31 protein-coding genes, 2 tRNA genes and 1 riboswitch are annotated in these 26,933 nt (G+C 71.4%); of the genes, 17 read left to right on the top strand and 16 right to left on the bottom strand.

Going from position 1 to position 26,933, the window contains the following annotated elements:
• Window positions 1-49: 49 nt before the first annotated feature.
• A complete protein-coding gene (locus tag DEJ18_RS04560) occupies window positions 50-697 on the bottom strand; it encodes a helix-turn-helix domain-containing protein (protein WP_111211317.1) in 648 nt (215 codons plus the stop codon).
• On the opposite strand from DEJ18_RS04560, the gene DEJ18_RS04555 reads away from it, so the two are divergent.
• Window positions 696-1,214 (top strand): GNAT family N-acetyltransferase, encoded by a 519-nt coding sequence (locus DEJ18_RS04555; protein WP_111211318.1) that lies wholly within the window; start codon window positions 696-698, stop codon window positions 1,212-1,214. The two genes, DEJ18_RS04560 and DEJ18_RS04555, sit on opposite strands and share 2 nt — an antisense overlap.
• A gap of 100 nt (window positions 1,215-1,314) precedes the next feature.
• Here DEJ18_RS04555 and DEJ18_RS04550 read toward each other — a convergent pair whose 3' ends face one another.
• The gene (locus DEJ18_RS04550; RefSeq protein ID WP_349775058.1) at window positions 1,315-1,965 is read right to left on the bottom strand and encodes a mycothiol-dependent nitroreductase Rv2466c family protein; all 651 of its coding nucleotides are present in this window, start codon (window positions 1,963-1,965) and stop codon (window positions 1,315-1,317) included.
• 124 nt (window positions 1,966-2,089) lie between these two features.
• Between DEJ18_RS04550 and pepN the strand changes: the two genes are divergently transcribed.
• The 3 genes from pepN (at window position 2,090) to DEJ18_RS04535 (ending at window position 6,295) form a co-directional block, all read left to right on the top strand.
• Window positions 2,090-4,669 carry an aminopeptidase N gene (gene pepN / locus DEJ18_RS04545; protein WP_111211320.1) on the top strand — a complete coding sequence of 860 codons (2,580 nt, stop codon included), beginning with the start codon at window positions 2,090-2,092 and terminating at the stop codon, window positions 4,667-4,669.
• Window positions 4,670-4,745: 76 nt separating this feature from the next.
• Window positions 4,746-5,819 (top strand): mechanosensitive ion channel family protein, encoded by a 1,074-nt coding sequence (locus DEJ18_RS04540; RefSeq protein ID WP_111082798.1) that lies wholly within the window; start codon window positions 4,746-4,748, stop codon window positions 5,817-5,819.
• Window positions 5,816-6,295, top strand: a complete 480-nt coding sequence (locus DEJ18_RS04535; protein ID WP_111082799.1) for a globin — start codon at window positions 5,816-5,818, stop codon at window positions 6,293-6,295. Before DEJ18_RS04540 ends, DEJ18_RS04535 begins: the two co-directional genes overlap by 4 nt.
• Window positions 6,296-6,382: 87 nt before the next feature.
• Here the strand turns inward: DEJ18_RS04535 and DEJ18_RS04530 are convergent, their stop codons facing one another.
• On the bottom strand, window positions 6,383-7,084 hold the full coding sequence (locus DEJ18_RS04530; RefSeq protein ID WP_111082800.1) for a DUF8185 domain-containing protein: 702 nt from the start codon (window positions 7,082-7,084) through the stop codon (window positions 6,383-6,385).
• A 164-nt stretch (window positions 7,085-7,248) separates the two neighbouring features.
• On the opposite strand from DEJ18_RS04530, the gene DEJ18_RS04525 reads away from it, so the two are divergent.
• The 3 genes from DEJ18_RS04525 (at window position 7,249) to DEJ18_RS04515 (ending at window position 9,136) form a co-directional block, all read left to right on the top strand.
• Window positions 7,249-7,716: an Hsp20/alpha crystallin family protein gene (locus DEJ18_RS04525; RefSeq protein WP_111082801.1), complete on the top strand. Its 468-nt coding sequence runs from the start codon at window positions 7,249-7,251 to the stop codon at window positions 7,714-7,716.
• A 155-nt stretch (window positions 7,717-7,871) separates the two neighbouring features.
• Window positions 7,872-8,279 (top strand): hypothetical protein, encoded by a 408-nt coding sequence (locus DEJ18_RS04520; protein WP_111211321.1) that lies wholly within the window; start codon window positions 7,872-7,874, stop codon window positions 8,277-8,279.
• Window positions 8,276-9,136, top strand: a complete 861-nt coding sequence (locus DEJ18_RS04515) for an acyl-CoA thioesterase (RefSeq protein WP_111211322.1) — start codon at window positions 8,276-8,278, stop codon at window positions 9,134-9,136. The genes DEJ18_RS04520 and DEJ18_RS04515 overlap by 4 nt, the downstream gene beginning before the upstream one ends.
• A gap of 87 nt (window positions 9,137-9,223) precedes the next feature.
• On the opposite strand, the gene DEJ18_RS04510 is transcribed toward DEJ18_RS04515, so the two are convergent.
• The 5 genes from DEJ18_RS04510 to msrA all read right to left on the bottom strand — a co-directional run bounded on the left by DEJ18_RS04510 (window position 9,224) and on the right by msrA (window position 13,065).
• Window positions 9,224-9,706 (bottom strand): acyl-CoA thioesterase, encoded by a 483-nt coding sequence (locus tag DEJ18_RS04510; protein ID WP_111082804.1) that lies wholly within the window; start codon window positions 9,704-9,706, stop codon window positions 9,224-9,226.
• Window positions 9,707-9,711: 5 nt separating this feature from the next.
• On the bottom strand, window positions 9,712-11,397 hold the full coding sequence (ettA, locus tag DEJ18_RS04505) for an energy-dependent translational throttle protein EttA (RefSeq protein ID WP_111082805.1): 1,686 nt from the start codon (window positions 11,395-11,397) through the stop codon (window positions 9,712-9,714).
• 99 nt (window positions 11,398-11,496) lie between these two features.
• Window positions 11,497-12,138 carry a single-stranded DNA-binding protein gene (locus DEJ18_RS04500; protein ID WP_111211323.1) on the bottom strand — a complete coding sequence of 214 codons (642 nt, stop codon included), beginning with the start codon at window positions 12,136-12,138 and terminating at the stop codon, window positions 11,497-11,499.
• A gap of 137 nt (window positions 12,139-12,275) precedes the next feature.
• Complete coding sequence (locus DEJ18_RS04495; protein ID WP_111082807.1) at window positions 12,276-12,500, bottom strand: methyltransferase; 225 nt, start codon at window positions 12,498-12,500, stop codon at window positions 12,276-12,278.
• 37 nt (window positions 12,501-12,537) lie between these two features.
• Window positions 12,538-13,065, bottom strand: coding sequence for a peptide-methionine (S)-S-oxide reductase MsrA (gene msrA / locus DEJ18_RS04490; protein WP_111082808.1), 528 nt, complete (start codon window positions 13,063-13,065; stop codon window positions 12,538-12,540).
• Between the two features lie 155 nt (window positions 13,066-13,220).
• Between msrA and DEJ18_RS04485 the strand changes: the two genes are divergently transcribed.
• Both DEJ18_RS04485 and DEJ18_RS04480 read left to right on the top strand, forming a co-directional pair.
• Window positions 13,221-13,487 (top strand): hypothetical protein, encoded by a 267-nt coding sequence (locus DEJ18_RS04485; protein ID WP_110823762.1) that lies wholly within the window; start codon window positions 13,221-13,223, stop codon window positions 13,485-13,487.
• 92 nt (window positions 13,488-13,579) lie between these two features.
• Window positions 13,580-14,776: a hypothetical protein gene (locus DEJ18_RS04480; RefSeq protein ID WP_111211324.1), complete on the top strand. Its 1,197-nt coding sequence runs from the start codon at window positions 13,580-13,582 to the stop codon at window positions 14,774-14,776.
• A gap of 73 nt (window positions 14,777-14,849) precedes the next feature.
• Here DEJ18_RS04480 and DEJ18_RS04475 read toward each other — a convergent pair.
• Both DEJ18_RS04475 and DEJ18_RS04470 read right to left on the bottom strand, forming a co-directional pair.
• A tRNA-Arg gene (locus DEJ18_RS04475) sits at window positions 14,850-14,922 on the bottom strand.
• A 14-nt stretch (window positions 14,923-14,936) separates the two neighbouring features.
• A complete protein-coding gene (locus DEJ18_RS04470) occupies window positions 14,937-15,497 on the bottom strand; it encodes a P-loop NTPase family protein (RefSeq protein WP_111211325.1) in 561 nt (186 codons plus the stop codon).
• 137 nt (window positions 15,498-15,634) lie between these two features.
• Here DEJ18_RS04470 and DEJ18_RS04465 point away from each other — a divergent pair, with 137 nt between their 5' ends.
• The 3 genes from DEJ18_RS04465 to DEJ18_RS04455 are packed head-to-tail and all read left to right on the top strand — an operon-like array spanning window position 15,635 to window position 18,740.
• Window positions 15,635-16,453, top strand: a complete 819-nt coding sequence (locus tag DEJ18_RS04465; RefSeq protein ID WP_284178312.1) for an acylneuraminate cytidylyltransferase family protein — start codon at window positions 15,635-15,637, stop codon at window positions 16,451-16,453.
• Window positions 16,450-17,328: an N-acetylneuraminate synthase family protein gene (locus DEJ18_RS04460; protein WP_111209681.1), complete on the top strand. Its 879-nt coding sequence runs from the start codon at window positions 16,450-16,452 to the stop codon at window positions 17,326-17,328. Before DEJ18_RS04465 ends, DEJ18_RS04460 begins: the two co-directional genes overlap by 4 nt.
• Window positions 17,325-18,740, top strand: a complete 1,416-nt coding sequence (locus DEJ18_RS04455) for a DUF6716 putative glycosyltransferase (protein WP_146241482.1) — start codon at window positions 17,325-17,327, stop codon at window positions 18,738-18,740. The genes DEJ18_RS04460 and DEJ18_RS04455 overlap by 4 nt, the downstream gene beginning before the upstream one ends.
• Here the strand turns inward: DEJ18_RS04455 and DEJ18_RS04450 are convergent.
• Window positions 18,681-18,944 carry a thioredoxin family protein gene (locus DEJ18_RS04450; protein WP_111209744.1) on the bottom strand — a complete coding sequence of 88 codons (264 nt, stop codon included), beginning with the start codon at window positions 18,942-18,944 and terminating at the stop codon, window positions 18,681-18,683. The two genes, DEJ18_RS04455 and DEJ18_RS04450, sit on opposite strands and share 60 nt — an antisense overlap.
• Window positions 18,945-19,071: 127 nt before the next feature.
• A complete protein-coding gene (locus tag DEJ18_RS04445; protein ID WP_110823756.1) occupies window positions 19,072-19,362 on the bottom strand; it encodes a hypothetical protein in 291 nt (96 codons plus the stop codon).
• Between the two features lie 129 nt (window positions 19,363-19,491).
• Between DEJ18_RS04445 and DEJ18_RS04440 the strand changes: the two genes are divergently transcribed.
• The 5 genes from DEJ18_RS04440 (at window position 19,492) to DEJ18_RS04420 (ending at window position 22,526) form a co-directional block, all read left to right on the top strand.
• Window positions 19,492-19,926, top strand: a complete 435-nt coding sequence (locus tag DEJ18_RS04440; RefSeq protein WP_111080900.1) for a MarR family winged helix-turn-helix transcriptional regulator — start codon at window positions 19,492-19,494, stop codon at window positions 19,924-19,926.
• A complete protein-coding gene (locus DEJ18_RS04435; protein WP_111209679.1) occupies window positions 19,923-21,182 on the top strand; it encodes an MFS transporter in 1,260 nt (419 codons plus the stop codon). Before DEJ18_RS04440 ends, DEJ18_RS04435 begins: the two co-directional genes overlap by 4 nt.
• Before the next feature lie 65 nt (window positions 21,183-21,247).
• Window positions 21,248-21,898, top strand: coding sequence for an oligoribonuclease (gene orn / locus DEJ18_RS04430; RefSeq protein WP_111209678.1), 651 nt, complete (start codon window positions 21,248-21,250; stop codon window positions 21,896-21,898).
• A 73-nt stretch (window positions 21,899-21,971) separates the two neighbouring features.
• Window positions 21,972-22,047, top strand: a tRNA-His gene (locus DEJ18_RS04425).
• A gap of 134 nt (window positions 22,048-22,181) precedes the next feature.
• A complete protein-coding gene (locus DEJ18_RS04420) occupies window positions 22,182-22,526 on the top strand; it encodes a metallopeptidase family protein (RefSeq protein ID WP_111209677.1) in 345 nt (114 codons plus the stop codon).
• 25 nt (window positions 22,527-22,551) lie between these two features.
• Here DEJ18_RS04420 and DEJ18_RS04415 read toward each other — a convergent pair whose 3' ends face one another.
• From DEJ18_RS04415 to DEJ18_RS04400, 4 genes are all read right to left on the bottom strand, one after another.
• Window positions 22,552-23,127 carry a nucleoside/nucleotide kinase family protein gene (locus DEJ18_RS04415; RefSeq protein ID WP_258376849.1) on the bottom strand — a complete coding sequence of 192 codons (576 nt, stop codon included), beginning with the start codon at window positions 23,125-23,127 and terminating at the stop codon, window positions 22,552-22,554.
• The gene (locus DEJ18_RS04410; RefSeq protein WP_181434122.1) at window positions 23,120-25,648 is read right to left on the bottom strand and encodes an ATP-binding cassette domain-containing protein; all 2,529 of its coding nucleotides are present in this window, start codon (window positions 25,646-25,648) and stop codon (window positions 23,120-23,122) included. Before DEJ18_RS04410 ends, DEJ18_RS04415 begins: the two co-directional genes overlap by 8 nt.
• 35 nt (window positions 25,649-25,683) lie before the next feature.
• The gene (locus tag DEJ18_RS04405) at window positions 25,684-26,325 is read right to left on the bottom strand and encodes an ECF transporter S component (protein WP_258371081.1); all 642 of its coding nucleotides are present in this window, start codon (window positions 26,323-26,325) and stop codon (window positions 25,684-25,686) included.
• A riboswitch (TPP riboswitch) is annotated at window positions 26,320-26,431 on the bottom strand. Its footprint overlaps the gene before it by 6 nt.
• Before the next feature lie 101 nt (window positions 26,432-26,532).
• Window positions 26,533-26,862 (bottom strand): hypothetical protein, encoded by a 330-nt coding sequence (locus tag DEJ18_RS04400; protein WP_110824005.1) that lies wholly within the window; start codon window positions 26,860-26,862, stop codon window positions 26,533-26,535.
• Between the last annotated feature and the right edge of the window lie 71 nt (window positions 26,863-26,933).

The raw sequence follows: 26,933 nt of genomic DNA, 5'->3' as shown, positions 1-26,933 counted from the left end.
GTGTGCGGGCCGGACGGCCCTGTCCGGCGGACGCGGGACGGGCCTCCCGTCAGCGCTGTCGAACCACGACCACGACGTACCGGCACGGCTCGTCGCCAGGGTTCCGGTAGACGACGTCGGCGGGCTCACCGAGCTCGATGCGGTCGCCGGCGCCGAGACGGGTCGTCGTGTCGCCGACCTGGAGTTCAAGGGTGCCGTCGACGACCCAGATGCAGTGCCGGAGGAAGGCGTAGGCGCTGGCGGGGTACGCGACCTCGCGGCCGGACGGCAGCCGGACCTCGGTCACGTCGGCGGGGAAGTCGGCGCTCGACAGCGGGCGACGGCGGTACCCGGTCTCGGGGTCGGTCCACGAGTCGGCCGAGGCCGCACGCTGCACACCCCTGGCCTCGTCCGGGTCGCTCGTGCGCGGGACCTCGTGCTCGAGGGCTTCGTCGAGCAGCTGCGAGACGGTCAGTCCGAAGGCGCCGGACAGTCGGCCGAGGATCGTGGCGGTCGGACTCGAGACGCCCCGCTCGACGCGGTTGATCATCGCGCGGGAGACGCCGGACTCCTCGGCGAGCTCGGTGAGGCTCCAGCGACGTTCGGTGCGGAGGCGCTGCAGGCGTTCGCCGAGGCGGCGCTGGTCGGCGTCGTCCGGGTCCTCGACGGCGTCCCGGGTTGCAGCCGGAGCCTCCTGCTCGTCTACGATGTGAGACATGGCGACAGCATATGCGACGAACGCGGTGACGGTCCGCGACTGCACCCCCGCCGACCTCGACGTCGTGCACGCCCTCCACGTCGACGCCGTCCTGCACTCCACCGTGATCTGGCAGGAGGAACCGCACCCCCGGGCGTGGTTCGACACGTGGTTGGCGGAGCGCCAGGCCGACGGGTGGCCGGTCGTCGTCGCCGAGGTCGACGGTGTCGTCGCCGGGTACGCCTCGTACTCGCAGTGGCGGCCACACCCGGGCTACCGGCACACCGTCGAACACAGCGTCTACGTCGTCCAGGGCTTCCGCGGACGAGGTGTCGCCTCGACGCTCATGGGCGCACTCGTGACGCGTGCGACGGCGGAGGGCCGACACGTCATGATCGCCGGGATCTGCAGCACGAACACGGGGTCGATCGCGCTGCACGAGCGGCTCGGGTTCGAGACGGTCGCCGTCGTCCCGGAGGTCGGGCGCAAGTTCGACCGGTGGCTCGACCTGACGCTGATGCGGTTGCCGCTCACCTGAGCGGCGCGGGGGCCGCGCCCCGGTCCGCCCGTTCGCCCCGGTCGCACGTCGCGCCCCGTCGGAACGCGGCGCGATGCGCGTGCGGGGCGCGAACGGGCGGTCAGTCCTCGACGGTGTCGAAGACCGGGCCGGTGGTGCGGGAGCGCTTGAGTTCGAAGAAGCCCGGGTAGCGGGCCGCGGCGACGACGCCGTCCCAGAGGTTGAGCGCCTCCTGCCCCTTCGGCGCCGGCGAGATGACCGGCCCGAAGAACGCGACGCCGTCGACGGCGATGACGGGCGTGCCGACGTCCTGGCCGACGCGCTCGATCCCGTCCCGGTGACTCTCCCGCATCGCGGCGTCGGTCTCGTCCGTCCAGGCGGCATCGGCGAGGTCGGCGTCGAGGCCGAGCTGTTCGAGCACGGCCGGCACGACCTGCTGCGGGTCCTTCTGCTGGCGGTGGTGGACCTGCTCGCCGAGCGCGTCGTAGAGCGGCTTCACGACCGCCTGGCCGTTGCGGGTCTTCGCGGCGGTCACCAGGCGCGCGTACACCTGGTTCCGTTCCAGGGCGTCGCGGTACTCGGCGGGCATGTCCTCGTTGTGCTCGTTGAGGACGAACAGGCTCATCACGTTCCAGGTGACGTCGAGGTCGCGGTGCCGCTCGACCTCCCCCACCCAGCGGCTCGTCATCCAGGCCCAGGGGCAGGTCGGGTCGAACCAGAACTCCACAGCAGTCCGGGTCCCAGGGGTCTTCTCCACAGTCGTGTCGGTCACGGATCGCAGCGTACGCCCGCTCGCTAGGCTGGTCGCCGAGCCGTCCCACCGGTGCACGACGCCGGCCGGGACACCCGACACGCGGACATCGATCGTCCGCGTCCGCAGCGAAGATGGAGCGTCCGTGCCCGGAGAGAACCTCACCCGAATCGAAGCCCAGGAACGCGCCGGCATCGTCAGCGTGCAGACGTACGACGTCGAGCTCGACCTGACGCGCGGAGCCGAGACCTTCGGCAGCACCACCCGCGTGCGCTTCACCGCCACCGCCGGCGCATCGACCTTCATCGACGCCATCACGAAGACCGTGCACTCGGTCACCCTGAACGGCACGGCGCTCGACGTCGACGCGGTGAACGACGGCGTCCGCATCCAGCTCGCCGACCTGCAGGAGCAGAACGAGCTCGTCGTCGTCGCCGACGCGCTGTACACGAACACCGGTGAAGGACTGCACCGCTTCGTCGACCCCGTCGACGACGAGGTCTACCTGTACTCGCAGTTCGAGGTGCCGGACAGCCGCCGGATGTTCGCCGTGTTCGAGCAGCCCGACCTCAAGGCCGAGTTCTCCTTCACCGTCACCGCACCGGCCCGCTGGCAGGTCGTCTCGAACGCCCCGACGCCGGAGCCGCACGTCGACGGCGACCACGCCACATGGACCTTCCCGCCGACCGCGCGCATCTCGAGCTACATCACCGCGCTCATCGCGGGCCCGTACGAGGTCGTCCGCAGCGAGCTGACCAGCCGCGACGGTCGGACCATCCCGCTCGGCGTCTTCGCGCGCAAGTCGCTCGCCGAGTACCTCGACCCGGACTACGTCTTCGAGACGACGCGGAAGGGCTTCGCGTACTTCGAGGAGAAGTTCGACGTCGCCTACCCCTTCGAGAAGTACGACCAGCTCTTCGTGCCGGAGTTCAACGCCGGCGCGATGGAGAACGCGGGCGCGGTCACCTTCACCGAGACCTACGTCTTCCGCTCGAAGGTCACCGACGCCATCAAGGAGCGCCGGGTCGTCACGATCCTGCACGAGCTCGCGCACATGTGGTTCGGCGACCTCGTCACCATGAAGTGGTGGAACGACCTCTGGCTGAACGAGTCGTTCGCCGAGTGGGCCTCGACCATCGCGACGGCCGAGGCCACCGAGTGGACCGGCGCCTGGACGACGTTCCAGGCGATGGAGAAGTCCTGGGCCTACCGCCAGGACCAGCTCCCCTCGACGCACCCGATCGTCGCGACGATCAACGACCTCGAGGACGTCCAGGTCAACTTCGACGGCATCACCTACGCCAAGGGTGGCTCGGTCCTCAAGCAGCTCGTCGCGTGGGTCGGCATCGACGCGTTCTTCGCGGGTGTCTCGGCGTACTTCGGGAAGCACCACCACTCCAACACCGAGCTGAAGGACCTGCTCGTCGAGCTCGAGGCCACCAGCGGTCGCGACCTGTCCGAGTGGTCGAAGCTCTGGCTCGAGACCGCCGGCGTGAACACCCTGCGCCCCGAGATCGAGACCGACGACGACGGTGTCATCACCTCGTTCGCCGTCCTGCAGGAAGCTCCGTCGGACTACCCGACGCTGCGCCCGCACCGTCTGGCCATCGGCGTGTACGCCTTCACGAACGACCCGTCGGCACCCTTCGGTGCGGACACGGCTTCGTCCGGCGGCAAGCTCGACCGCGTCCACCGCGTCGAGATCGACGTCGACGGTGCCCGCACCGAGGTCCCCGAGCTGGTCGGCGTGCACCGCGGCGACCTCGTGCTGCTCAACGACGACGACCTGGCGTACGCCAAGATCCGTCTCGACGAGCAGTCGCGTCGCACCGCGATCGAGCACCTCGCGGCGATCGCGAACCCGCTCGCCCGGTCGATCGTCTGGGGTGCCGTCTGGGACGCCACGCGTGACGCCGAGTCCCCCGCCAGCGACTACGTCACCCTGGTGCTCGGCAACATCGCCACCGAGACCGAGTCCACCACGATCCGCACCACGTTGTCACAGCTGCTCCTGGCGGCACGCAACTACGTCGCCCCGTCGAAGTCGGACGCCACGGTGCGCACCGTCGGTGACACGCTGTGGCAGCTGGCCTCGTCGGCCGAGTCCGGTTCGGATGCGCAGTTCCAGTTCGTGAAGTTCTTCGCGCAGATCCCGTCGACGCCCGAGCACGTGGCGACGCTGCAGGGCCTGCGTGACGGCTCGGTGACGCTGCAGGGGCTCGAGGTCGACACCGACCTCCGCTGGGAGCTGCTCGAGGGCCTCGTGCTCGCGGGCGCTGCGGGCAACGACGAGATCGACACCGAGCTCGCCGCCGACCGCACGGCCTCCGGTGAGCAGGCAGCCGCTCGTGCCCGGGCGACGATCCCGACCGCCGAGGGCAAGCTCGCAGCGTTCTCGTCGCTCGTCGACAGTGACGACGCGCCGAACGCGATCGTCCGGCAGACCACGATCGGCTTCCAGCACGTGAACGCCCCGGTCGTGCTCGAGGGCCTCGTGCAGCGGTACTTCGACGTGATCACGCGGATCTGGGACGAGCGCAGCTACCACATCGCCGACACCGTCGTCACGGGCCTGTACCCGGCACCGCTGGCGTCGACGGAGCTGCGCGACGCCGCCCGGGCCTGGCTCGACGCGCACCCGGAGACGCCGGCGCTGCGCCGGATCGTCAGCGAGAACCTCGCCGGCACCGAGCGCGCGCTCCGCGTCCAGGCAGCGGACGCCTGATCCCGATGTGAGCAGGGGCGAGGCTCCGGCGTTCCTCCAGGGGCGTCGGAGCCTCGCCGTTTAGCATCGTCCGGACATGATCTCGGCAGCAGACACCACCGACGACGTCTCGAAGTGGGCGTCGAACACGTTCACCCAGTTCGTCGACACCTGGCACGTCCCGATCACGATCCTCATCGTCCTGCTCGCGGCGGTCATCATCCGCCTCGTCCTCCGCCGGACGATCAAGCAGGTCGTCGACCGCATCGTCAACGGCGTGAAGAAGCGGCAGGGCGCCGCGGACACCCAGGCCCTGGTGGCCTCCCCACTGCAGACCGCCCGCGTCGTCCAACGCACCCGGACGCTCGGCAGCGTGCTCGAGAACCTCGCGACCGTCGTGGTCGCGGTGATCGCGTTCGCGATCATCATCTCGACGGTGTTCCCGACCGCAGCGGTCGGGATCGTCGGTGGCGCCTCCGTGGTCGCCGCCGGCCTCGCCGTGGGCGCGCAGAGCATCGTCCGCGACATCCTGTCCGGCATCTTCATGATCCTCGAGGACCAGGCCGGCGTCGGGGACGTCGTCGACACCGGACAGGCGACCGGGGTCGTCGAGTCCGTCGGCCTCCGGGTCATGCAGATCCGCGACGTGAACGGCATCCTCTGGTTCGTGCCGAACGGTCAGATCCTCCGCGTCGGCAACCTGTCGCAGGGGTGGTCGCGCGTCCTCGTCGACATCACCGTGCCGTACGACACCGACATCGACGCCGTGCAGGACGCCCTCCTGCACGCCGCGGTCACGATGTCCCAGGAGTCCCGCTGGCGGCAGCGCATCGTGGAGAAGCCGGAGATCTGGGGTCTGCAGTCCGTCACCGACTCGGGCATGGTGTTCCGCCTGGTCGTGAAGACCCGCGCTTCGGAACTCGACGTCGTCGGTCGGGAACTCCGCGTCCGCCTGAAGCGCAGCGTCGACGAACTCGGCGTCACCCTGCCGGCGATGGCGATGATCATGCCCGAGGGATGGGAGAACGCCACGTCGGTGAACGGCCTCCGTCCCGTCCGCACCGCGCCGGTGCCCACCCCCGCGCCGCGGGCCCGCCGCGGCCGGATGAACATCCTGGGCCGGGCGATCCGGACCGGGGACGACAGCAAGGACCCTGAGGACACGCCATGACCGGACCGTCCATCCCCCTCGGCCCGCCTGCGGGCGAGCGGACAGGCGGCGTCCCCGCGCAGCCCGTCACCCTCCGTGTGGGACCGGGCGGGGCTGCGGCGAGCGGTTCCCTGTTCGACCGGATCGGTGGCGCCCCGACCTTCGACCGCCTGGTCCGCCGCTTCTACGAGGGTGTGCAGCAGGACGAGGTCATCTGGCCGATGTACCCGGCCGACGACCTCGAGGGCGCGGTCTGGCGGCTCTCGCAGTTCCTCCAGCAGTACTGGGGCGGCCCGTCGACCTACAGCGAGCAGCGCGGCCACCCCCGACTCCGGATGCGACACCACCCGTTCCGCATCACGCCCGAGGCGCGCGAGCACTGGCTCCAGCACATGCACGACGCCGTCGAGTCACTCGACCTCGCTCCGCTCGACGAGGCCGAGCTGTGGGCCTACCTCGACCGTGCGGCGCACGCGATGACGAACTCCTTCGACTGACGGGAGCGCCGGGTGCCGCCGCAGCGGCGTGCCGACGAACCGACGGGAGGCCCCTGGCGAGCACGCCACGGGCCTTGCGTCCCTCGGTCAGGAACTGAGCGTCCAGGCTCGGCGCTTCACGAGCACGTGCCCCCTGGAGGTCGTCAACCGGCTCCACGGGCCCGTCTCGAACAGCCGGACCGGCTCGGTCCCGAGGAAGCCGAGGCTCTCGGCGGCGAAGCCCGCGCCGGCCGGCAGGTGCTCGACGCCCGCGATCGGTCGACCCCACACCTCGGAGCGGACGCGGCGGACGATGGACTCCCCCGAGCTCGTCGGCACGGAGGCGGCGACCTCGTCGATCCCCTGGCGCGCGGCACGGTGCAGCAGTTCCGCCGAGACGTCGGGGAGCGGCACCCAACCGCCCCGGGGCGGGGAGATCGCAGCCCAGGTCACGGTGTGCACCTCGAGCGGGAGTTCGACCTCGATCGGGGTCGCCCGCGTGGGGTCCGCTGCATCGGCGTGCTCGACGTCGTTCGCCTCGGCGAGCAGGCGCAGGCGCTCCTGGAACGAGCGGAGCGGCACCACGACGTCGATGTGCTCCGGCTGGGTGAGGGCGAACGTGCGCAATCCGAGCACGGTGGGCAGTTCGTCGAGCAGCCCGAGCGGGTAGAGGATCGCCGTGTACACGGCCAGGACACCGGAGTCGGCGATGAGGCGGACCGACCCGTCCTCGATCCGAGCGGCTCGCCCGAGGTAGGTGCGGAGGTCACCGAGCGAGGCGGCGTCGGGAAGGGTGAACGAGCTGCTCATGTCACGTTCGATCCTAGCCGCGCACGACCTTCCGCTCCCTGGTCCCCGGCGCTCAGCGAGCTCTGAGCCCGTTTTTGGCACTCTCCGGGTTCGAGTGCTAAAACGGGAGGCAGTTGAGTCAGGGCGACTCAACCGCGAAGCACTCAGTGAAGGAGTTGATGCAGATGGCCATGACCTTCGATCCGTTCCGCGAGCTCGACCGCCTCGCCGGATCCCTCCTCAGCGGCGCAGCAGCCGGGCCGCGCTCGATGCCGATGGACCTCTACCGTGCCGGTGACCACTACGTGATGGACGTCGACCTGCCCGGAGTCGATCCAGGCTCCGTCGACATCGACGTCGACGGGTCGGTCCTCACCATCCGGGCCGAGCGCACCCTCGGCGCTCCCGACGGAGCGCAGTGGCTCACGCGGGAACGCCAGCCCGGCTCGTTCGTCCGCCAGCTCACCCTCGGCGACGGCCTGGACGTCGAGCGGATCGCCGCGCACTACGACAACGGTGTGCTGAGCGTCACGATCCCCGTCCAGGAGTCGTCGAAGCCCCGGAAGATCGCCGTCAGCACGAGCGGTGCGGACGCCGGTTCCGCCGCCGGAGCGCAGCCGCTCGCGGTCGGGCAGGGTGGCTCCGGCAGCTGAGCCGGCATCTCCCGGGGCCGACGGGCCGACCCGGAGCGGGTCGGCCCGTCGGCTCCGCCTCCCACTGTCACAGTCGACGTCCTCGCCGACTCGTCTCGTCTCGTCTCGTCTCGTCTCGTCTCGTCTCGTCTCGTCTCGTCACCACGGTCCCGCCCATGCCGCACCTCGTCAACGCACTGCTCTCCGTCCTCGTCGTCACCGGTCTGCTGGCCGGCCCGAGCCTCCGTCCCCGTCTCGCCCTGTTCCTCGGCGTGACGGGCTCGGTCATCGCCAACCACCTCGTCTGGCTGGCCGCACCCGTTCTCTGGTCCCATGTGCTCACACCATGGGCGGCCAGCGTCAGCGGAGCACTCGTCGCGGTGGCGATCTGGAGCCTGCTCCGGACCTCCCCGACGGCGGCGAGCCTCGTCGATCCGGATGCAGCGGCCCTCCAGGACGTGGCGGGCGACCCAGCCGACCAGGAGGAGCCGGTCCCGTCGGACGTCATCGACCTCGGTACGGCGGGCAGGCCCCCCGCGCCCTCCTCGGCCACACCGGGTCCCGTTCGTAGACTGGCGGCGTGATCCGCGAACCCGACTTCCTCACGACCCTGCGACTCGAGGACACCGGGGCGAGCACCAGGGAGACGATCCTGACCGGTGCCAGCCACTGGTCCCCCGGAGGACGGGTGTTCGGCGGCCAGGTGCTCGCGCAGTGCATCGTCGCAGCGCAGACCACCATCGAGGGCCGGGACATCCACTCCGTGCACGGCTACTTCCTGCGCCCCGGTGCGATCGACGTCCCGATCACGTTCGGCGTCGAGCGCATCCACGACGGACGCTCGTTCGCGACCCGACGAGCCCAGGCGTACCAGAACGGTCTCCCGATCTTCTCGATGATCGCGTCGTTCCAGGTCCCGGACACCGGCGCGGAGCACCAGGATCCGTTCCCCGTGGACGTCCCCGACCCGGAGTCGCTCCCGTCGGCGGCGTCGGTGCTGGGCGCGGTCGACCACCCCACGGCCCAGGCCTGGGCCGAGCGCTCGATCGACCTGCGGCACGTCGACGGCCCGGTCTACTTCGACGTGCAGGGCGCTCGCGTCGCCCACCAGGCGGTGTGGTTCCGGGTCGAAGGGGACCTGCCGGACGACCCCGCGTTGCACCGCGCGGTCCTGGCCTACGCGAGCGACCTGTCCCTCCTCGAACCGATCATGCGTCGGCACGGGGTCGCGTGGGGCACACCGGGCGTGAAACTCGCGAGCCTCGACCACGCGATGTGGTGGCACCGCGACGGGCGCGCTGACGACTGGGTGCTCTACGCGCAGGAGTCGCCGAGCGCCCAGGGCGGTCGGGGCCTCGCGCTCGGTCGCATGTTCTCCCGCGACGGACGGCTGCTGGCGACCGTCGCACAAGAGGGCATGATGCGCCTGCCCACCGAGTGAGACTGGCCCCGCTCGACGAGCGGGGCCTGTCTCAGCGACGTCGGTCAGCGGCGGACCGAGGTCACGGCCGAGGTCGCTGCGGGAGTCTCACGGCCGGGAGAACCGCACGGGTGGCTCGATGTACGGCTGGCACGCCGCTCGCTCGGCTTCAGTGAGCCGTCGCGGTCGGTTGGTCGTCGCGTCCACGAGGACGAGCGCCGTGGTGGCGCGCGTGTATAGCTCCGCCGGCTCGTGTCCGGCGGGCGACCAGACCTCGTACGAGATGTCCAGGCTGGCCCCACCGATCCGCCCGATCCACAACTGGATGTCGAGCGGCCGACGGAAGTACGGCGTGGATGCCAGGTACTCGAGCCGCTGCGCCGCGATGACCGTCATCGTCCCGGAACCCGGGCGCCCGTCGATCACGGGTTCCGGCGCGGACCCCGACTCGTCCACCTCGTCGGGGTCCGGCGCCCAGAACGCCAGCACGCGTGCTTCTTCGAGCAGCCGGAGCATCGCCGAATTGTTGACGTGCCCGTAGGCGTCGATGTCGCTCCAGCGGATGCGGACCGGCGCGTGCAGTCTCGCCACGGGGGCTAGTCCCGCGTGAGCTTGCGGTACGTCGCGCGTCCGGGCTTCGCGGCGTCGGCACCGAGGCGCTCGACCTTGTTCTCTTCGTACGCCTCGAAGTTGCCCTCGAACCAGTACCAGATCGGCGTGCCGTCCTCGTTGAGGCCTTCCCACGCGAGGATGTGCGTCGCGATGCGGTCGAGGAACCACCGGTCGTGCGTGATGACCACGGCGCAACCGGGGTACTCGAGCAGGGCGTTCTCGAGGCTGCCGAGGGTCTCGACGTCCAGGTCGTTCGTGGGCTCGTCGAGGAGCAGCAGGTTGCCGCCCTGCTTGAGCGTCAGCGCGAGGTTCAGACGGTTGCGCTCACCACCCGACAGGATGCCCGCACGCTTCTGCTGGTCCGGGCCCTTGAACCCGAACTGCGAGACGTAGGCACGCGACGGGATCTCGGTCTTGCCGACCTGGATGTAGTCGAGACCGTCCGACACGACCTCCCACAGGTTCTTGTTCGGGTCGATGCCGCCGCGGCTCTGGTCGACGTAGGAGATGTCGACCGTGTCACCGATCTTCAGCTGGCCGCCGTCGAGGGGCTCGAGCCCGACGATCGTCTTGAACAGCGTCGTCTTGCCGACGCCGTTCGGGCCGATGACCCCGACGATGCCGTTCCGCGGCAGCGTGAACGACAGGTCGCCGATGATGACGCGCTCACCGAACTGCTTGTGCAGGTGCTCGGCGTCGATGACCTGGGACCCGAGACGCGGGCCGACGGGGATCACGATCTCCTCGAAGTCGAGCTTGCGCGTGCGCTCGGCTTCGTTGACCATCTCCTCGTAGCGGGCCAGGCGCGCCTTGGACTTCGCCTGGCGGCCCTTCGCGTTGCTGCGGACCCAGTCGAGCTCGGACGACAGGCGCTTGGCGAGCTTGGCGTCCTTCTTGCCCTGGACCTCGAGACGAGCGCGCTTCTTCTCGAGGTAGGTCGAGTAGTTGCCCTCGTACGGGTAGAGACGGCCTCGGTCGACCTCGGCGATCCACTGTGCGACGTGGTCGAGGAAGTACCGGTCGTGGGTCACGGCGAGGACCGCACCGTGGTACTGCTGCAGGTGCTGCTCGAGCCACTGCACGCTCTCGGCGTCGAGGTGGTTGGTGGGCTCGTCGAGCAGGAGCAGGTCGGGCTTCTGGAGCAGGAGCTTGCAGAGCGCGACGCGGCGCTTCTCACCGCCGGAGAGGTGCGTGACGAGCTCGTCCCCCGGGGGGCACTGGAGCGCGGCCATCGCCTGCTCGAGCTGCGAATCGAGGTCCCACGCGTCGGCGGCGTCGATCTCTTCCTGCAGGGTCCCCATCTCGGCGAGGAGCGCGTCGAAGTCCGCGTCGGGCTCGGCCATCGCGGCCGAGATCTCGTTGAAGCGCGTGAGCTTGCCGTGGATCTCGCCGACGCCCTCCTGCACGTTCTCGAGCACCGTCTTGGTCTCGTCGAGCTCGGGCTCCTGCATGAGGATGCCGACGGTGAAGCCCGGGGTCAGCTTCGCCTCGCCGTTGGACGGCTGGTCGAGCCCCGCCATGATCTTCAGGATCGTCGACTTGCCCGCACCGTTCGGCCCGACGACGCCGATCTTGGCGCCGGGGAGGAACGACATCGTGACGTCGTCGAGGATCAGCTTGTCGCCGACCGCCTTGCGGGCGCGGACCATCTGGTAGATGTACTCAGCCATATCGGACCGAGTCTACCGATCCGAGGCCCTCAGCGCTGCCCCGCTCCCGGTGTCGGCGCGGTCGGCGCTGCGCCGGACCCCGCGGCGACGGTCGCGGCGTCACCCCGGCTCCTGCCCGGGGAACAGATCGACGGGTGACACGGAGCCGTCGGTGTGCGACGCGGTGTCGTGCGCTCCGACGCCTCCGGCGTCGTACGACGCGTCGACGAGCACGTCGTCACCGTGCTCGTCGCGCCCCCGGACGGGGTCGACGGACCCGGTCGTGTCCGCGGCCGGGCCGCGATCGTGGAGGTCCCCGTCGACCGGGTCGTCGTCGCCGACCTCGCCGGTCCGGGGGTCGACGTCCGGGCCCGCCCCGTACGCGGAGGGCGCGTCGCCGACGTGCCGCGGGACGCGGATCCAGTTGCTGATGCCCCAGGCGAGGTCGTGGCCGAGCGCATCGGCGTCGACCTCGACGGAGGTGCCGCCCCGGCCGTCGCGCTCCCAGTTCCGGATCCGGACGCGCCCGGTGACGACGATGCGGTCGCCCTTCTTCACGGACTTGTGCACGTTGGCCGCGAGCGACCGGAACGCCGTGACGGTGTACCAGTTCGTGGGGCCGTTGGCCCAGCTGGACGTGCTGCGGTCCCAGCGGCGCGAAGGCGAGGCGAGACGCATGCTCGTGATGGCGACGCCCGTCTCGGTGACGAGGTGGCGGGGTTCGGTGGCGATGATGCCGCAGACCGTGATCGTGTCGTTCATGCACCGATCGTCGGTCGGCGCTCCGCCTCGACGGCAGCGCAGAGTCGACCTGTGGACAGGAGGCCCGGACCACGGTCCCTGTGGAGGGAAGGTGATCCGGGCCTCCCGGTCGAGGGCCGCGTCCGCGGACTCCTCGGTCAGTGCGCGTGGAACTCCGGCCGGTCCGCGAGCGGACCCATCGCCTTGTGCACCGCGCCCTTGGCCGACTGCAGCGACGGGTACGTCCCGCCCGGACCCCGTCGTCCGTAGAGCTCGACCCGGAACCCGTCAGCCGCCCGGTGGATCGTGCCCACCGCACCGGCCGGACCGACGGCGACCCAGGTCTCCGTCGTCGCTGTCGCCGTCGTCGTGTCGTTCGTCATCGTCCGACCACCTCCTCGTGGCCCCGACGCCCCTCCGTCAGGACGCCAGGATGTACTGACCGTACGCCTTCCGGACCTTGTTCACCTTGGGCAGTGCGACGGCGAGGCAGTACCCCTGGCCCGGGTTCTTCGCGAAGAAGTCCTGGTGGTACTCCTCGGCCCGGTGGAACTCGCCGAGCGGCTCGAGGGTCGTCACGATCCCGCCGTCCCACATCTCCGACGCCCGCTCGAGCGCCTCCTCGAAGAGGGCTCGCTGCTCGTCGTCGGCCGGGAACATCGCCGAGCGGTACTGCGTACCGACGTCGGCGCCCTGGCGGTTGAGCTGCCGCGGGTCGTGCAGGGTGAAGAAGACGTCGAGGACGACGTCGGCGGGGATCACGGCCTCGTCGAAGGTCACGGCGACCGCCTCGGCGTGGCCGGTCGTGCCCGTGCACACCTGCTCGTAGGTCGGGTGCGGGTCACTGCCGCCGATGTACCCGGACACCACGTCCTGCACGCCCTGAAGCGTGCGGTAGACGGCGTCGAGACACCAGAAACAGCCACCGGCGAGGACGAACGTGGTCATGGGGACCTGCCTTCCTGGCTCCGGAGAGCGCGGTACTGGACTCCCCTCCACAACACGGCGACGCTCGTGCGTGTTCCCCAGCACGGGCTCGTCACCTCCGGCGTGTCGGTGGTCGGTCGTACGGTCGTCACAGATCACACGACCAGGAGGCCCACATGCAGTCCACGACGGACGCCCGGCTCAGCATCCACTCGCCCCGCCCGACGGCGCGGTCGCGGGGCGACCTCCGCATCCTCGACGTCCGCGACGACCTGAGCCGGGTCACCCGGGCGAACGGGGAGATCGTCGGGTACGTCGACCGCGTGGACGTGGCAGGGGGCACCGCCTACCGGGCACGTCGCTACGTGGCCGCCGAGCGACGGTTCGTCGAGCTCCCGAACGTCTGGAACGCCGAGGACGCGGTGGACACCCTCCGCTGGTGATCGTGGCGCGCGACGGGATCGGATGCGGCGGATGTCCGTCCCGTCCGCCTGTCGTCCCCGGCACCTGACCGATCCACAAGTACGGTACGCGCATGCAGTGGTGGAACGACCTGATCGACTGGACCTCGTCCGACACGGGCTGGCGCGTGCTGTCGGGGGCGGTCATCCCCTTCGTCGCGATCCTCGTGGCGGGCATCATCGCCGCACTGATCGGTCGTGGTGCTGTCAAGCGCATCGTCGCCCACCAGGAGCGCGAGGCCAGGAACGCCGCCGTCGCCGGCCTCGTCTCGGCCGCGCGGAAGGCCGTCAGCTGGGGCTCGCTCGGACACGACGAACGTGCCTACGCGGACCACCTGGCCGAGGACGCGGACATCCGGCTGCGTCTGCTCCCGATCGCCGGCGCACCGGTCGCCGCGGACTGGGCGAAGCACGAGATCGCGGACATCAAGAAGAACTCCTCGACCTTCACCTCCCACGCGGACAACTCCCTCGCCGAGTTCCGCGACCGGATGCTCGAGTGGCAGGCGCGGCCCAACCGGGCTCGCAAGCTCTTCAAGAGCGACCTCGAGCGGTGGAAGTTCGATTCCCCCGATCCGGACGCCGACCTCATCACGCGTCAGCAGGAGTGGAACGCGGACAGGGTCGACTCCTCCCGGGCCCCCGAGCCGGCCCCGACGCCGACGACCACCTCCCTCCGCCCGGCGCAGCCGAACGTGACCCCGGCACAACCGAGCGCGAGCCCGGCGCAGCGGAGCACGATCCCGCAGCAGCCGAGCGCGGGCCCGGCCCGTTCGAGCGTGCACCCGGGCCAGGCCGACGTCACGGCGATGGCTCCCACGAGCGGGCACGACGCGACCGTGCCGATCGGCGACGACGCCACCCGGCCGTACTCCGACGGTGAGACGACCCCGATCCGCCCGACGCTCGGCTCCCCCGCGTTCCGTGCCCCCGCCGTCTCTCCGGGGTCGAACGGCGGCGGTTGGTCGGCGTCGCGCGACGCCGACAACGACGACGTGGTCGACGACGTCCGGATCGGCGGTGCAGACCGTCCCGGTCCCGACGACCGTGCTGCCTCCGGCGACCGCTCCCCGGTCCGCGACGAGCAGGACCGCCGCGATGCCTCCCCCCGGGCGCACGGCTTCGGATCGACGACCACGACCACGGACCCGAGGGGCGCGGCCGACGGCACTGCCGTCCCCGCCGACGCCGACGAGACGTCCGGCACGCCGTACGCCAACCCGGTCAGCGCCAGCGAACTCCGGCGACGCGCTGACTCCGACGACGAGTGACCCGACGTCACTCCTGACGAGACCGTCACGACGAAGGCCGCCACCCGGGCAGGGTGACGGCCTTCGTCGTCGGTGCCCCCGGCAGGAATCGAACCCGCGGCACGGTGGGTAGAAACCACCTGCTCTATCCACTGAGCTACGGAGGCGGACGCCGACGATCTTATTCGGTACCGACCAGCAGGCGGTCGACGAACCGCTCGACCTCCCGCTGCGAGCGCAGGTGCACGACACGCAGGTGCGGAGCCGAGTCGGCGAGCGCCGGGACCTGCCTCCGCATCTCGTTCCGCTTCGCGATCCCCCACCGGAGGATGTGCTCCCTGCGGGTGACGAACGTCCACAGCGGTGGTTCGACGTTGCCGTTCCACAGGACGGTGCGCCGCAGACGTCGTCGAACGGTCCGCCGGAGCAGGCGCCAGAACGCGACCCGTCTCGGGAGGTCGAGCCACACCATGGTGTCCGCTCGCTCGACGAGGAGCGCGCGGACCTGCCGGTACTGCCACTCGGAGACCCACGTCCCCCGGGCGGTGAAGTCCTCGACCTCCTGCTCGAACGTCGGCAGGACCGTCCAGCCGGGCCCGTGGTACAGCGCGTCGAGCTCCGTGTGCGGCACTCCGACGGCCTGCGCGATGCGCCGTGCGGTGGTGGTCTTGCCGACGCCGGCGGTCCCGGCGACGAGGACCCGTCGGGGCGGTGGATCGAGGACGTCTCCGGCTCCGAGCACCCCTCGACCCTAGGCCGCGGTCGGCTCCCCCACCAGGTGGTCGAGGACGTGCCGGCGCCGACCACCTTCCGGAACGGTTCGTCGCCCGTCCCCCTGTCGTTCCCCTCGGCGTCACCACCGCTCCCTACGTTTCCCCCATGAGCTCCTTCCCCCGCGTGATCGCGGTGATCCCGGCGCGGGCGGGCTCGAAGGGCATCCCCGGCAAGAACCTCCGAGAGGTCGCCGGCCGCTCGCTCGTCGCGCGGTCGATCGAGGTCGCGCTGGCGACCCGGACGGTCGACGAGGTCGTCGTCAGCACGGACGGCGACGCCATCGCGGCCGAGGCCGTCGCAGCCGGTGCGCGCGTGGTCCGTCGTCCCGTGGAACTCGCCGGGGACGAGGCGTCGTCCGAGTCCGCGCTGCTGCACACCCTCGACGTGGTCAGCCAGGACGCCGCGGATCCCGAGGTCCTCGTCTTCCTGCAGGCCACCTCGCCCTTCACCGACCCGGCGGACGTCGACGCCGCGGTCGACCGCGTGCTCGCCGGTCGAGCCGACGCGGTCCTCGCCGCCGCGCCCTCGCACGCGTTCCTCTGGCGCGTGGCCGAGGACGGCTCGGCGATCGCCGTCAACCACGACGCCGCCACCCGACCGCGGCGACAGGACCGGGAGCCCGAGTACCGCGAGACCGGCGCGTTCTACGTGGTCCGCGTGGCGGGCTTCCGACAGGCGCGTCACCGCTTCTTCGGCCGGGTCGGACTCGCGATCGTCCCGGCGCGCACCGCTGTCGACATCGACGACGCCCACGACCTCGACCTCGCGTCGGCGCTGGCACCGCTGGTGGAACCGGAGGGCCGTGCGCCCTCGACCGGTGCGTCGCGGTCGGCGGCACCGGCGTCGCCCCCCGGCCCCACCGAACCCGACCCCACCGACCCCCACCCCGCGCGGACCCCCGCAGCGGAGAACGGAGCACCATGAGCGTCCGCATCGGCCTGTCCACCATCGGCACCGGGAACCCCGCCTACCTCATCGGCGAGATCGGCCTCAACCACAACGGTGACGTCGAGATCGCCAAGCAGCTCATCGACGTCGCGGCCGACGCCGGCATGCAGGCGGTCAAGTTCCAGAAGCGCACTCCCGAGATCTCCACGCCCGAGCACATGAAGTCGATGCCGCGCAGCACGCCGTGGGGCGAGATGACCTACCTCGACTACCGCTACCGCGTCGAGTTCGACCGCGACCAGTACATCGAGATCGGTGACCACGCGACCCTCCGCGGCCTCGACTGGTTCGCGTCACCGTGGGACGAGCCGTCGGTGGCCTTCCTCGAGGACCTCAACGTCGTCGCCTACAAGATCGCCTCGGCGTCGGTGACCGACCTCGGCATGCTCGCCGCCGTCGCCGCGACCGGCAAGCCGGTGATTCTGTCGACGGGCATGTCCACGCTCGATCAGATCGACCGTGCGGTGCAGACCCTCGGCACCGAGCGGCTCGTCCTCATGCACGCCACGTCGACGTACCCGCTCCCCGCAGAGGAGGCGAACCTCCGCATGATCGACACGCTCCGCACGCGCTACGCCTACGCCGGCGTCCCGGTCGGCTACTCGGGTCACGAGCCGGGCCTGCAGATCTCGCTCGCCGCCGTCGCGCTCGGTGCCACGGCGGTCGAACGCCACATCACGCTGGACCGCACGATGTGGGGCTCGGACCACGCCGCCTCGCTCGAGCCACACGGCCTCCGCACGCTCGTCCGGGACATCCGCATCATCGAGACCGCGATGGGCGACGGCGTCAAGCGCATCTTCCCCGGCGAGGAGGCGCCCCTCGCCAAGCTCCGCCGGGTGGGTGCGTGAGCGCTCCGGGGAACGACCTCGACGCGGTCGCTGACGGACGTCAGGCCCGCCTCCCGTCCGCCCCGCGGCCTCGCCGGCGGCGAGTGGTCGGTCTGGTCGACACCGACTCGTTCGCGAAGTGGGGCGCACACCTGCTCTCCGCAGCCCCGCCGAACTGGTCGCTCGAGCTGCTGACCGTGGCGACGCCGCGGTCGGCGAGCCCCGCGCAACTGCGTGCGGCCTTCCGCGACGTCGACGCACGGTTGGGCCCGATCGACCTCGCGCCTCCCGAGCCGATGAGCGTGGACGACGTGGTGGCGCGCCTCCAGGCCGAACCGCCGGACGCCGTCCTGGTGTCCTGCATCGGTCCGGTGGCCGAGGTGGTCATCGACGAGGTGACGCGTTCGGTCCCGCGCCGACCCGTGCTGGTGAGCGGGCTCCCGGGCATCTCGTTCCCGGCGAAGTGGAAGGGCGTGTTCCTCCGCGCCCGCGCCGACCTGTTCGTGCTGCACAGCCACCGCGAGGTCCGCGAGTACACCGCGATGTCGACGGCCGGCGGGATCGAGCCGTCCTTCGCACTCGCCACGCTGCCGTTCGCACGGCCGACCGTCGCGGACCGGGCGGGCGTCACGCGCGACTCGGTGGTCTTCGCGGCGCAACCGAGCGTGCCGAAGGACGAGGACGACCGCCGCCGAGTCGTGGGGTGGCTCGTCGAGACCGCCCGGGCGCACCCGGAGTGGCGCGTGGTCGTCAAGACCCGGGCTGCCGCGGGCGAGCACCAGACCCACCGTGAGACGTACCCGTACGCGGACCTGGTGCCGGCGGACGCGCCGTCGAACCTCGTGGTCGAGGCCGGTCCGATGTCGGTGCACCTCGACCGGGCCGTGGCGCTCGTGACGATCAGTTCGACCGCCGTCCTCGAGGCGGCGGCCCGTGGCGTGCCGGCACTGACGCTGACCGACTTCGGCACGTCCCGGTCCCTCATCAACGAGGTCTTCGTGGACAGCGGGCTCGAGGGCGACGCGGACGACCTGGTCCGTGGACGCTTCGGCACGGTCCGACCGGGGTGGATGACGGACAACTACTTCCACGATCCGGAGGACGACGACTGGGCCGACCGCACCGAGACGTTGATGGCGCTCCGCGACGCCGGCGCCCTGGTCGACCGCCCGGCCGCCCGGCGGAGTCGCGGCGGGGTGCTCCGACGTGCCTGGGAACGGCGGAACGCGCTCGGTGACCACGACCGCTCGGTGATCGGGCAGGTCGCACTGTCCATCGGCACGCCGATCCGTGCCGTGAAGCGACTCCGTCGGCGTGCGCTCAGGACACTGCGACGACGCACGGCCCCGGTCGCGCCCGAGGTGCGGCCGGAGTCAGTCCAGCGCCTTCGCGACCGCGACGAGGAACTGGTCGCGGGTCGGGACGCCCGCTGACCGGAACACCTCGGTCCCGTCGTCGCAGCGCACGATGACGGTGGGCGTCGAACGGATGCCGAGCTCCTCGACGACCTCGGGTTCGGCCGCGGCGTCCCGCTCCGTCACGGCGAGCGCCGGGACCAGGCGGGCGGCGTCGCCGACCACACGGCGCGCGGCGGCACACGGCGCGCAGAACGCGGACGTCCAGAGATCGACCTGCATGTCCTCCTCCAACGCGGACCGCGGCCCCGGCACTCCCGATCGGCGTCGGGCCACGGACGGAGTGGGCAGCGGAGCGCCCCGGCCGTCGACGACGACCGGGGCTGTCCGGGGCTGTCCGGGGCGCTGGCTACTCGCGGTCGAACTCGCCGCTGCGGTCGCCGCGGTCCTGCAGGTCGTCGACCGGGTCGGACTCGTCGGGCGCGAAGGTGTAGTCGACCGAGATCTGGTCGAGCACCTGGCGCGAACCGGTGGACTTGTAGGTGAAGGCCGTCTGGAGGCCCTCGACGTCCGCGAACACCGTCACCTCGTCGTCCAACGCATCGCTCGTGGCGGTGCGGGTGTCCGTGGTCCCGTCGAAGGGGCCCCCGTGGAAGATGGCGGTGAACTCGTCACCCTCGTGGATCGTGATGTCGCTCATGTGTCCCTTCTACCAGCACCCGGAGCAGCCCGGTCCAGCGCGCGGTGACCAGGGGCGCGACCCGAACGGTCCGGCGGGCGTGCCCCGGACCCCCTTGCCGAATCCATAGCTCGGCTATATAGTTCCGGTATGGAACAAGCGCGGGACCAGACCATCGAGACGCTCCTCGTCTCCGTCAACCGGCTCATCCGGTCCGCGCTCCAGGCCACGGGGCACACCACCTCGACCGCCGTCTGGCGGACCCTCGGCATCCTCGAGACGGAGGAGTCCCTCCGACTCGGCGAACTCGCCCGGGCGTCGCGGGTGTCCCAGCCGACCATGACCCGCCTGGTCGCCGGCATGACCGCCGACGGGCTGATCTCGCGCACCGTCGACCCGGACGACTCCCGCGGGCAGCTCATCGAGATCACCGACGCCGGCCGCGAGCGTCTCGCGGCCTGGCGGGCCGCCCTCACCAGCACCGTCGGTCCCCTGTTCGCGGACCTCAGCGACGACGACTGGGACATCCTGCACCACGCATCGGCCCTCATCGCAGCGAGGACCAGAACGGAGACCACCGCGTGAACACGCACGCACCCGCCGGACAGGCCGCCTCGCACGCACCCGCCGGCTCGATCCTCAAGCAGTCGTCCGCGGTGTGGGCCATCGCCTTCGCCTGCGTCGTCGCCTTCATGGGCATCGGCCTCGTCGACCCGATCCTCCCCGCGATCGCCGAGTCGCTCCGGGCCACCCCCGCGCAGACCGAGCTCCTCTTCACGAGCTACCTGGCCGTCACCGGCATCGCGATGTTCTTCACGAGCTGGGTGTCGAGCCGCATCGGTGCGAAGAAGACCCTGATGACCGGGCTCGCCCTCATCGTGCTGTTCTCGGTCCTCGCCGCCGTGTCGAACGACGTCTGGACGATCATCGGCTTCCGTGCCGGATGGGGTCTCGGCAACGCCCTCTTCATCTCGACCGCACTCGCGACCATCGTCGGTGCAGCGTCGGGCGGGACCGCGTCGGCGATCATCCTGTACGAGGCCGCACTCGGCCTCGGCATCGCGGTGGGCCCCCTGGTCGGCGGCCTGCTCGGTTCCGTCAGCTGGCGCGGACCCTTCTTCGGCGTCACCACCCTGATGGCCGTCGCGTTCATCGCGATCCTCGTGCTCCTCAAGTCCGGGAGCCTCGAGAAGCCCACCCCGACCAAGCTCTCGGCACCGTTCCGCGCCCTCGGTCGACCGGCCCTGGCCGCCCTCGCCGCGACCGCGCTGTTCTACAACATCGGGTTCTTCGTCCTCCTCGCCTACACGCCGTTCCCGCTCGGCTTCGGGGCGCTCGGCATCGGGTTCACGTTCTTCGGCTGGGGCGTCGGACTCGCGATCACCTCGGTGTGGGTCGCCCCGATGCTCACCGCGCGGATGCGCCGCACCAGCGTCCTCAAGCTCGCGCTACCGCTGCTCGCCCTCGACCTGTTCGCCGCCGCCGTCGTCGTCCGGTCACAGGCCGGGCTCATCGTCTGCGTCGTCATCGGCGGTCTCGTCCTCGGTGTCCTCAACACCGTGCTGACGGAGTGCGTCATGGAAGCGACCGACCTGCCCCGCTCCGTGGCGTCCAGCGCCTACTCGGCCGTCCGCTTCATCGGTGGTGCCATCGCCCCGCCCGTCGCCACCCTGCTCGCCGACGCGTACTCGCCGAGCGCCGCCTACGTCTTCGCCGGCGTGGCCGTCGCCGTGGCGTTCCTGGTCGTCGTGCTCACCACGAAGGTGCTGCGTCGCGTCGACGACGGGGCCGAGCCGGAGCGCGTCGAGGCCGAGGCGATCTCAGCCGGCGAGATGGCGTAGACCGGTGGGACACTCGTCCTCCACAGGGGCGCGGCGGCGTCGGCGGGCGGAAGTAGGATCAGGGCATGTCTGCAGCGAATGACCGCCTCGTCTGGATCGACTGCGAGATGACCGGTCTCGACGTCGAGGTCGACGAGCTCGTGGAGGTCGCGGTCGTCGTCACGGACTTCGACCTGAACCCCGTGCACCCCGGCTTCGACATCGTCATCAAGCCCGACCAGTCAGCGCTCGACAACATGAACGAGTTCGTGACGAAGATGCACACCACCTCGGGCCTGATCGAGGAGATCCCGAACGGCGTCTCCCTGGCCGATGCCGAGTACCAGGTGCTCGAGTACATCCTCGCCCACGTCCCCGCCGAGGGCACCGCTCCCCTGGCCGGCAACACCATCGGCACTGACCGGGCCTTCCTGGCGAAGTACATGCCGCGCATCGACAACCACCTGCACTACCGAAGCGTCGACGTGTCGAGCGTCAAGGAGCTCTGCCGTCGCTGGTTCCCGCGCGTGTACTTCAACTCGCCCGAGAAGCACGGCGGGCACCGCGCCCTCGCCGACATCCTCGAGTCGATCCGGGAGCTCGAGTACTACCGCCGCGCCGGGTTCACGCCCGAGCCCGGGCCGGCGAGCGACGACGTCAAGACCATCGCGGCCGAGGTCGTCGCGAAGTGGGAACCGCGCCTGACCCCGCAGCCGAGCCCGACACCCGCCGAGTAGCGATCGTGGTCCGGGCAGGCGCTCGGATGTACTACAATCGAGTGGTTGCTCCGGCTCGCCGGACCGACACGTGGTGGGTATAGCTCAGCTGGTAGAGCGCCTGGTTGTGGTCCAGGAGGTCGCGGGTTCAAGCCCCGTTACTCACCCCAGCATCGCTGACACAGCGACACGAAGGCCCTCGTCCGACGGACGGGGGCCTTCGTGATGTCGATGGTGTCCCGGAAGGAGCGGAGCCCGCCGCGGCCAGCTCTCCCCCGGGCAGCTGTGTCACGATCACCTCGTGATGGAGATGTCGGCCGAGGACTTCGAGCAGCTGGTGACCGACGAACTCGACCTGCTGCCGGACGAGATGGTCGACGGGCTCGACAACGTCGTCTTCGTCGTCGAGGACGAACCCGAGGACGGCTCTGACCTGTTCGGCGTGTACGACGGCGTCGCCACGACCGAGCGCGGCCAGTACGGGTTCGGTGAGCTGCCCGACCGGATCGTCGTCTTCCGGAAGCAGCACCTGGCGGAGTGCGACACCCTCGACGACCTCAAGGACGAGGTGCACACCACGCTCGTCCACGAGATCGGACACTTCTACGGCATCGACGACGAGCGGCTGCACGAGCTCGGTTGGGCATGAGTCGAGGGCGACGACCGCTCGATGCTCAGGTCCGCACCACCAGGTCGGCGAGTGCCACCGGCTGCTCCGCCGCGATGAACGCCTCCTCCTGCGCGGCCCATCGCTCCCACTCGCGCGCGAACGCGGCGCCGTCCCGGCCGATCGCCCGGTCCCACCGCACCGCGTCGTCGGCCTCGAGCCACACCCGCACGGTGGCCAGCGGCGCGGCGGCGCGGGAGAGCGCTCCGCACCCTTCGACGACCAGCGCCGCGTCGGGGTCGAGCGCCCGCCATCCGGACGGCCGGTCGGCCTGCCAGTCCCACCTGCGGTACCCGGACGGGGAGCCGAGCACGTCGGTCACCACGGCCTCGGCGGCGGCCCGCAGACCGTCCCACCCGGGGTAGAGGTCGTCGAGGTGCACCACCTGCGCGCCGAGCGCGGCGGCGAGCGCGTTCCCGAGCGTGGTCTTGCCCGTCCCCGACCGTCCGTCGACGAGCACCACCACGCGGGCACGGGCACCGGCACGACCGACACCGTCCGCACCGGCGGCGTGGACCCGTGCCACGACCTCGTCGACCACACCCCCGACGTCGGACGTGCTCCCCGCCGGCTCCTCAGGCACGCCAGGTCCCCGCGGCCACCGCGACGGTGACGGCCACCGCTCCGACGCCGACCAGTGCGCCGACCATGGCCCACTCGGGACCGGCGAACCGGACGCTGCGCGCCCAGGTCCGCCGTCCGGGAGCGCCGAACCCGCGCGACTCCATCGCCACCGCGAGCGTCGTCGCCCGCCGGAGCGCCAGCACGAGCAGCGCGAACGCCATCGACGCGCCGCGCCGCAGACGACCGGTGTCGGCCACGCCCCGGGCTCGCCGTGCGCTGCCGAGCTGTCGCCAGTCGTCACCGAGCAGGGTGGTCATCCGGATCGCCGCGAGGGCGCCGAGCACGAACCGCGACGGCAGCCGGAGCAGTTGCGCGAGTCCGTCGGCGAGGTCCGTCGGGTCCACCCGCACGAACAGCGCGATCGCGGGCAGTCCGACCGCGAGCACGCGCAGCGCGGTCGCGAGGGCGAGGACCAACGACCCGTCCGTCACGTGCGCGAAGCCGACGTCGAACCACTCCCGTCCAGAGGGACGGCCGTACAGGGCGATGCTCACCGCCGTCAGCGGCACCGCTGCCAGCAGGGGGACCGTCCGCAGCAGCAGCGTCCGGGGCGGGATCCGGAGGAGCGGCAGCAGCAGCACCTCGAGCGCGAGCGCGACGGCCGCCGACACGACGTCGAGACTCAGCACGAGGCACAGGCCGAGTGCCAGCACGCCGAGCAGCGACGCCACGGGCTGCACGCCACCGACACCGCGGGGGCGGACGGGAGGCTCGGCCCACCCGGGCGGTCCGGCCGCGGCCCCGGGGGTCGTCGCGCTGGTGCGCTCGGTGCTCGTGCTGCTGCGCCGGCCGACCGCGACGGCCGAGTCGACCGGCGCGGCCGGGTCGGTCCGGGCGGCCACCCCGGAGCGAGCAGCCGAGTCGGTGGCGGTGGCCGAGTCGGTCTCCGCGACCGAGTCGGTCTCCGCGACCGCCGCGACCGTCCGACCGGCGGCTACCACTCCCGTGTGCCGCAGCGGGTCCTGCCTCCGCGACCCCGCTGCGCGGACCCCGTCGGCACCGAGCACGACCTCGTCCGCGTCGAGCGCCCGCACGAGGTCGCGGTCGTGCGTCACGGCGACCACGGTGGTGCCGGCGTCGGCGAGTGCGCCGATCCGCTCGACCACCGCCTGCCAGGTCGCCCGGTCCTGCCCCGAGGTCGGTTCGTCGAGCACGAGCACGGGTGGCTCGGCGGCGATCACGGCCCCGATCGCGAGCCGGCGCTGCTCACCACCGGACAGGCTGAACGGGTGCTGGTCGGCGAGGTGCGCCAGGTCGAAGTCGGCGAGCACCCGGTCCACCCGGTCGTCGACGTCGTGGTGACCGACGGCGCGCGGACCGGCGGCGAGCTCCTCGCGGACGGTCCGGGCGATGAACTGGTGTTCGGGGTCCTGGAAGACGGTGCCGATCCGGGCGGCGAGCTCGCGGCTGGACCACGCCGAGGGGTCCTCCCCCGCGTCCCCTCGGAGCGCTGTGGTCGCACGGAGCGAACCCGCTGCGGGTCCGAGGAGCCCGCCGAGAGTCAGCCCGAGCGTGGACTTCCCGACGCCGTTCGGACCGGTGATCGCGATGACCCGGCCGGCGCGGACGGTGAGGTCGATCCCCCTGCCGATCTGCGGTCCCCGGCCCCGCGCCGTCCCGAGGGCCGACGCGACCAGGCGATCGGTGCCTCCCGACCGGTCTGCCGCGTGGGCACGGTCCGTGCGGCGACGTGCCGAACCGGGTGCGGGCTCGCTGCCCGGCACCCAGACGCCGGCCGCGGTGAGCGCCGGCCCGTGGGCGGCGAGCACCTCGGCCGGAGGCCCGTCGGCCACGACGCCGCCGGCCGGTTCGAGCAGCACCAGGCGGTCGACCAGGTCGAGCCAGGTGCTGATCCGGTGTTCGACGACCAGGAGCGTCGCTCCGGACTCCTCCAGCACGGCACGGACGGCGTCGTGGACCTGCGCGACCCCGTCCGGGTCGAGGTTCGCGCACGGCTCGTCGAGCACGAGGGCCCCCGGGCGCATCGCGAGCACCCCGGCGAGTGCCAGCCGCTGCCGCTGCCCGCCCGACATCGCCGTGGTGGACCGGTCGAGCGGCAGGTCGAGCCCCACGACGTCGAGCGCAGCGCGGACCCGTGGCCAGATGGCCTCCGGTGGCACACCGGTGTTCTCGCACCCGAAGGCCACGTCGTCGCCGATCCGGGACATCACGGTGTGCGCCTCGGGGTCCTGCATCACCAGACCCACCCGGCCGCGCGCGCTGCCGGGTGCGGTCCCGTCGACGAGCACCTCACCCTGGACCGCGGCGGCCGTGTCGTCGTCCGGATCGGGCTCGTCGGGCAACACGGCGGCGACGGCTCGGAGCAGGGTCGACTTGCCGGCGCCGGACGGTCCGACGATCGCCACGCGTTCGCCGGGTTCGACGGTCAGCTCGACCCCGCGCACGGCCCAGGCGTCACGCGATGCGTACCGCCAGCCCCAGTCGCGGAAGGTGATGCGGGCCGCTGGTGTGGCGGTCACGGACCCAGGGCCGGCAGCGGCTGCCGGTGCGGTCGTCACGCCGGGGTTCGGGCCGCACGCTTGGTGTGCTCACGGCCGGCGGCGAACGACGAGAGCACGCCCGTGGCCGCGAGCGCGCGGACGATGAGCCACGAGCCGAGGCCCGCGATCACGGCACCCGAGATGACGGCGCACACGACGTACACGGCCTTGAAGCCGGCGTCGAGCCCCGCGTACCAGAGCAGCGAGTCGTTGATCCCGAGCGCGAGGCCCGCGGCGGCCCCGGCGAGGACGATCACCGGCAGTCGGTAGACGCGGTAGAGGAACACCGCCAGGACGAGTTCGGCGCCGAGGCCCTGCACGAGACCGGCCTCGAGCGTGAGCCAGCCCCACTGGGTCCCGAGCAGGGCCTCGACCGACGCCGCGACCATCTCGGCGTACAGGGCGGCCCCGGGCTTCCGGACGACGATCGCGACGATCGGGCCGGCGAGCAGCCAGACACCGCCGAAGAGCGACTGGGACCCGGGGAGCACGAGCGCGGCGGCGGCGCTGATCGGCTCGTAGCCGAACTCCCAGAGCTTGAAGACGACGCCGATCGCGACGGCGAGGACGCTCGCGACGACGATGTCCACGACGCGCCACCGCAGCGAGCGGGTGGCCTTGGTGGACGGTACTGCGGACTGCATGACAGCAGGCATGACCTGGACTCCTCCCTGCGCCGGCATGATCCGGATCAGGTTCGACGGTCGGAGCGCCGTTCGCTCCCTCTCAGCCCGGTGAACCCGGACTCCCGTGTGTGTCCCGCCAGTGTAGTGGCGATGAGGTCATGGGACGCGACCACTGACGGCCGGGAGGCACGGTGCGGATCCGCACCGTGCCTCCCGGCCGTCACAGGGGTCAGACCGTCACTTCTTGAGCGCGCGGATCAACTTGGCGAGCACCTTGCCGGTGACCCAGATGACCGGGATGCTCACGGTGAGGAGCGAGATGAGGTTGGGCTCGAAGGCCAGGTCCTGCCCAGGGCGGCGGACGTACGCGCCGACCGGGAGCGAGACGGCACCGCCGCCACCGCCGCCAGCGCCGTCCTCGTCGGCGTCGGAGCCGCCGCCGAAGCCGTACCAGTTGACGGAGACGGGGATCAGCGTGCTGTCCCCGACGTCCACCGGGTCGCCGTAGTTCGAGGCGACGCCGACGGGCCGCACCTTGTCTGCGATCTGCGTGACGATGTTGGTCATGGCGGCGACGCTACTCCGCGAGCGCTGGCTGTCCGGTCGTCCGTGACGAACTGTGGAGAAGTCGTGCGAGG

Origin of the sequence: Curtobacterium sp. MCSS17_015 (genome assembly GCF_003234265.2) — a bacterium.
In the GTDB taxonomy this organism is placed as follows: Bacteria; Actinomycetota; Actinomycetes; order Actinomycetales; family Microbacteriaceae; genus Curtobacterium.
This window is presented reverse-complemented; position numbering and strand designations above follow the sequence as displayed.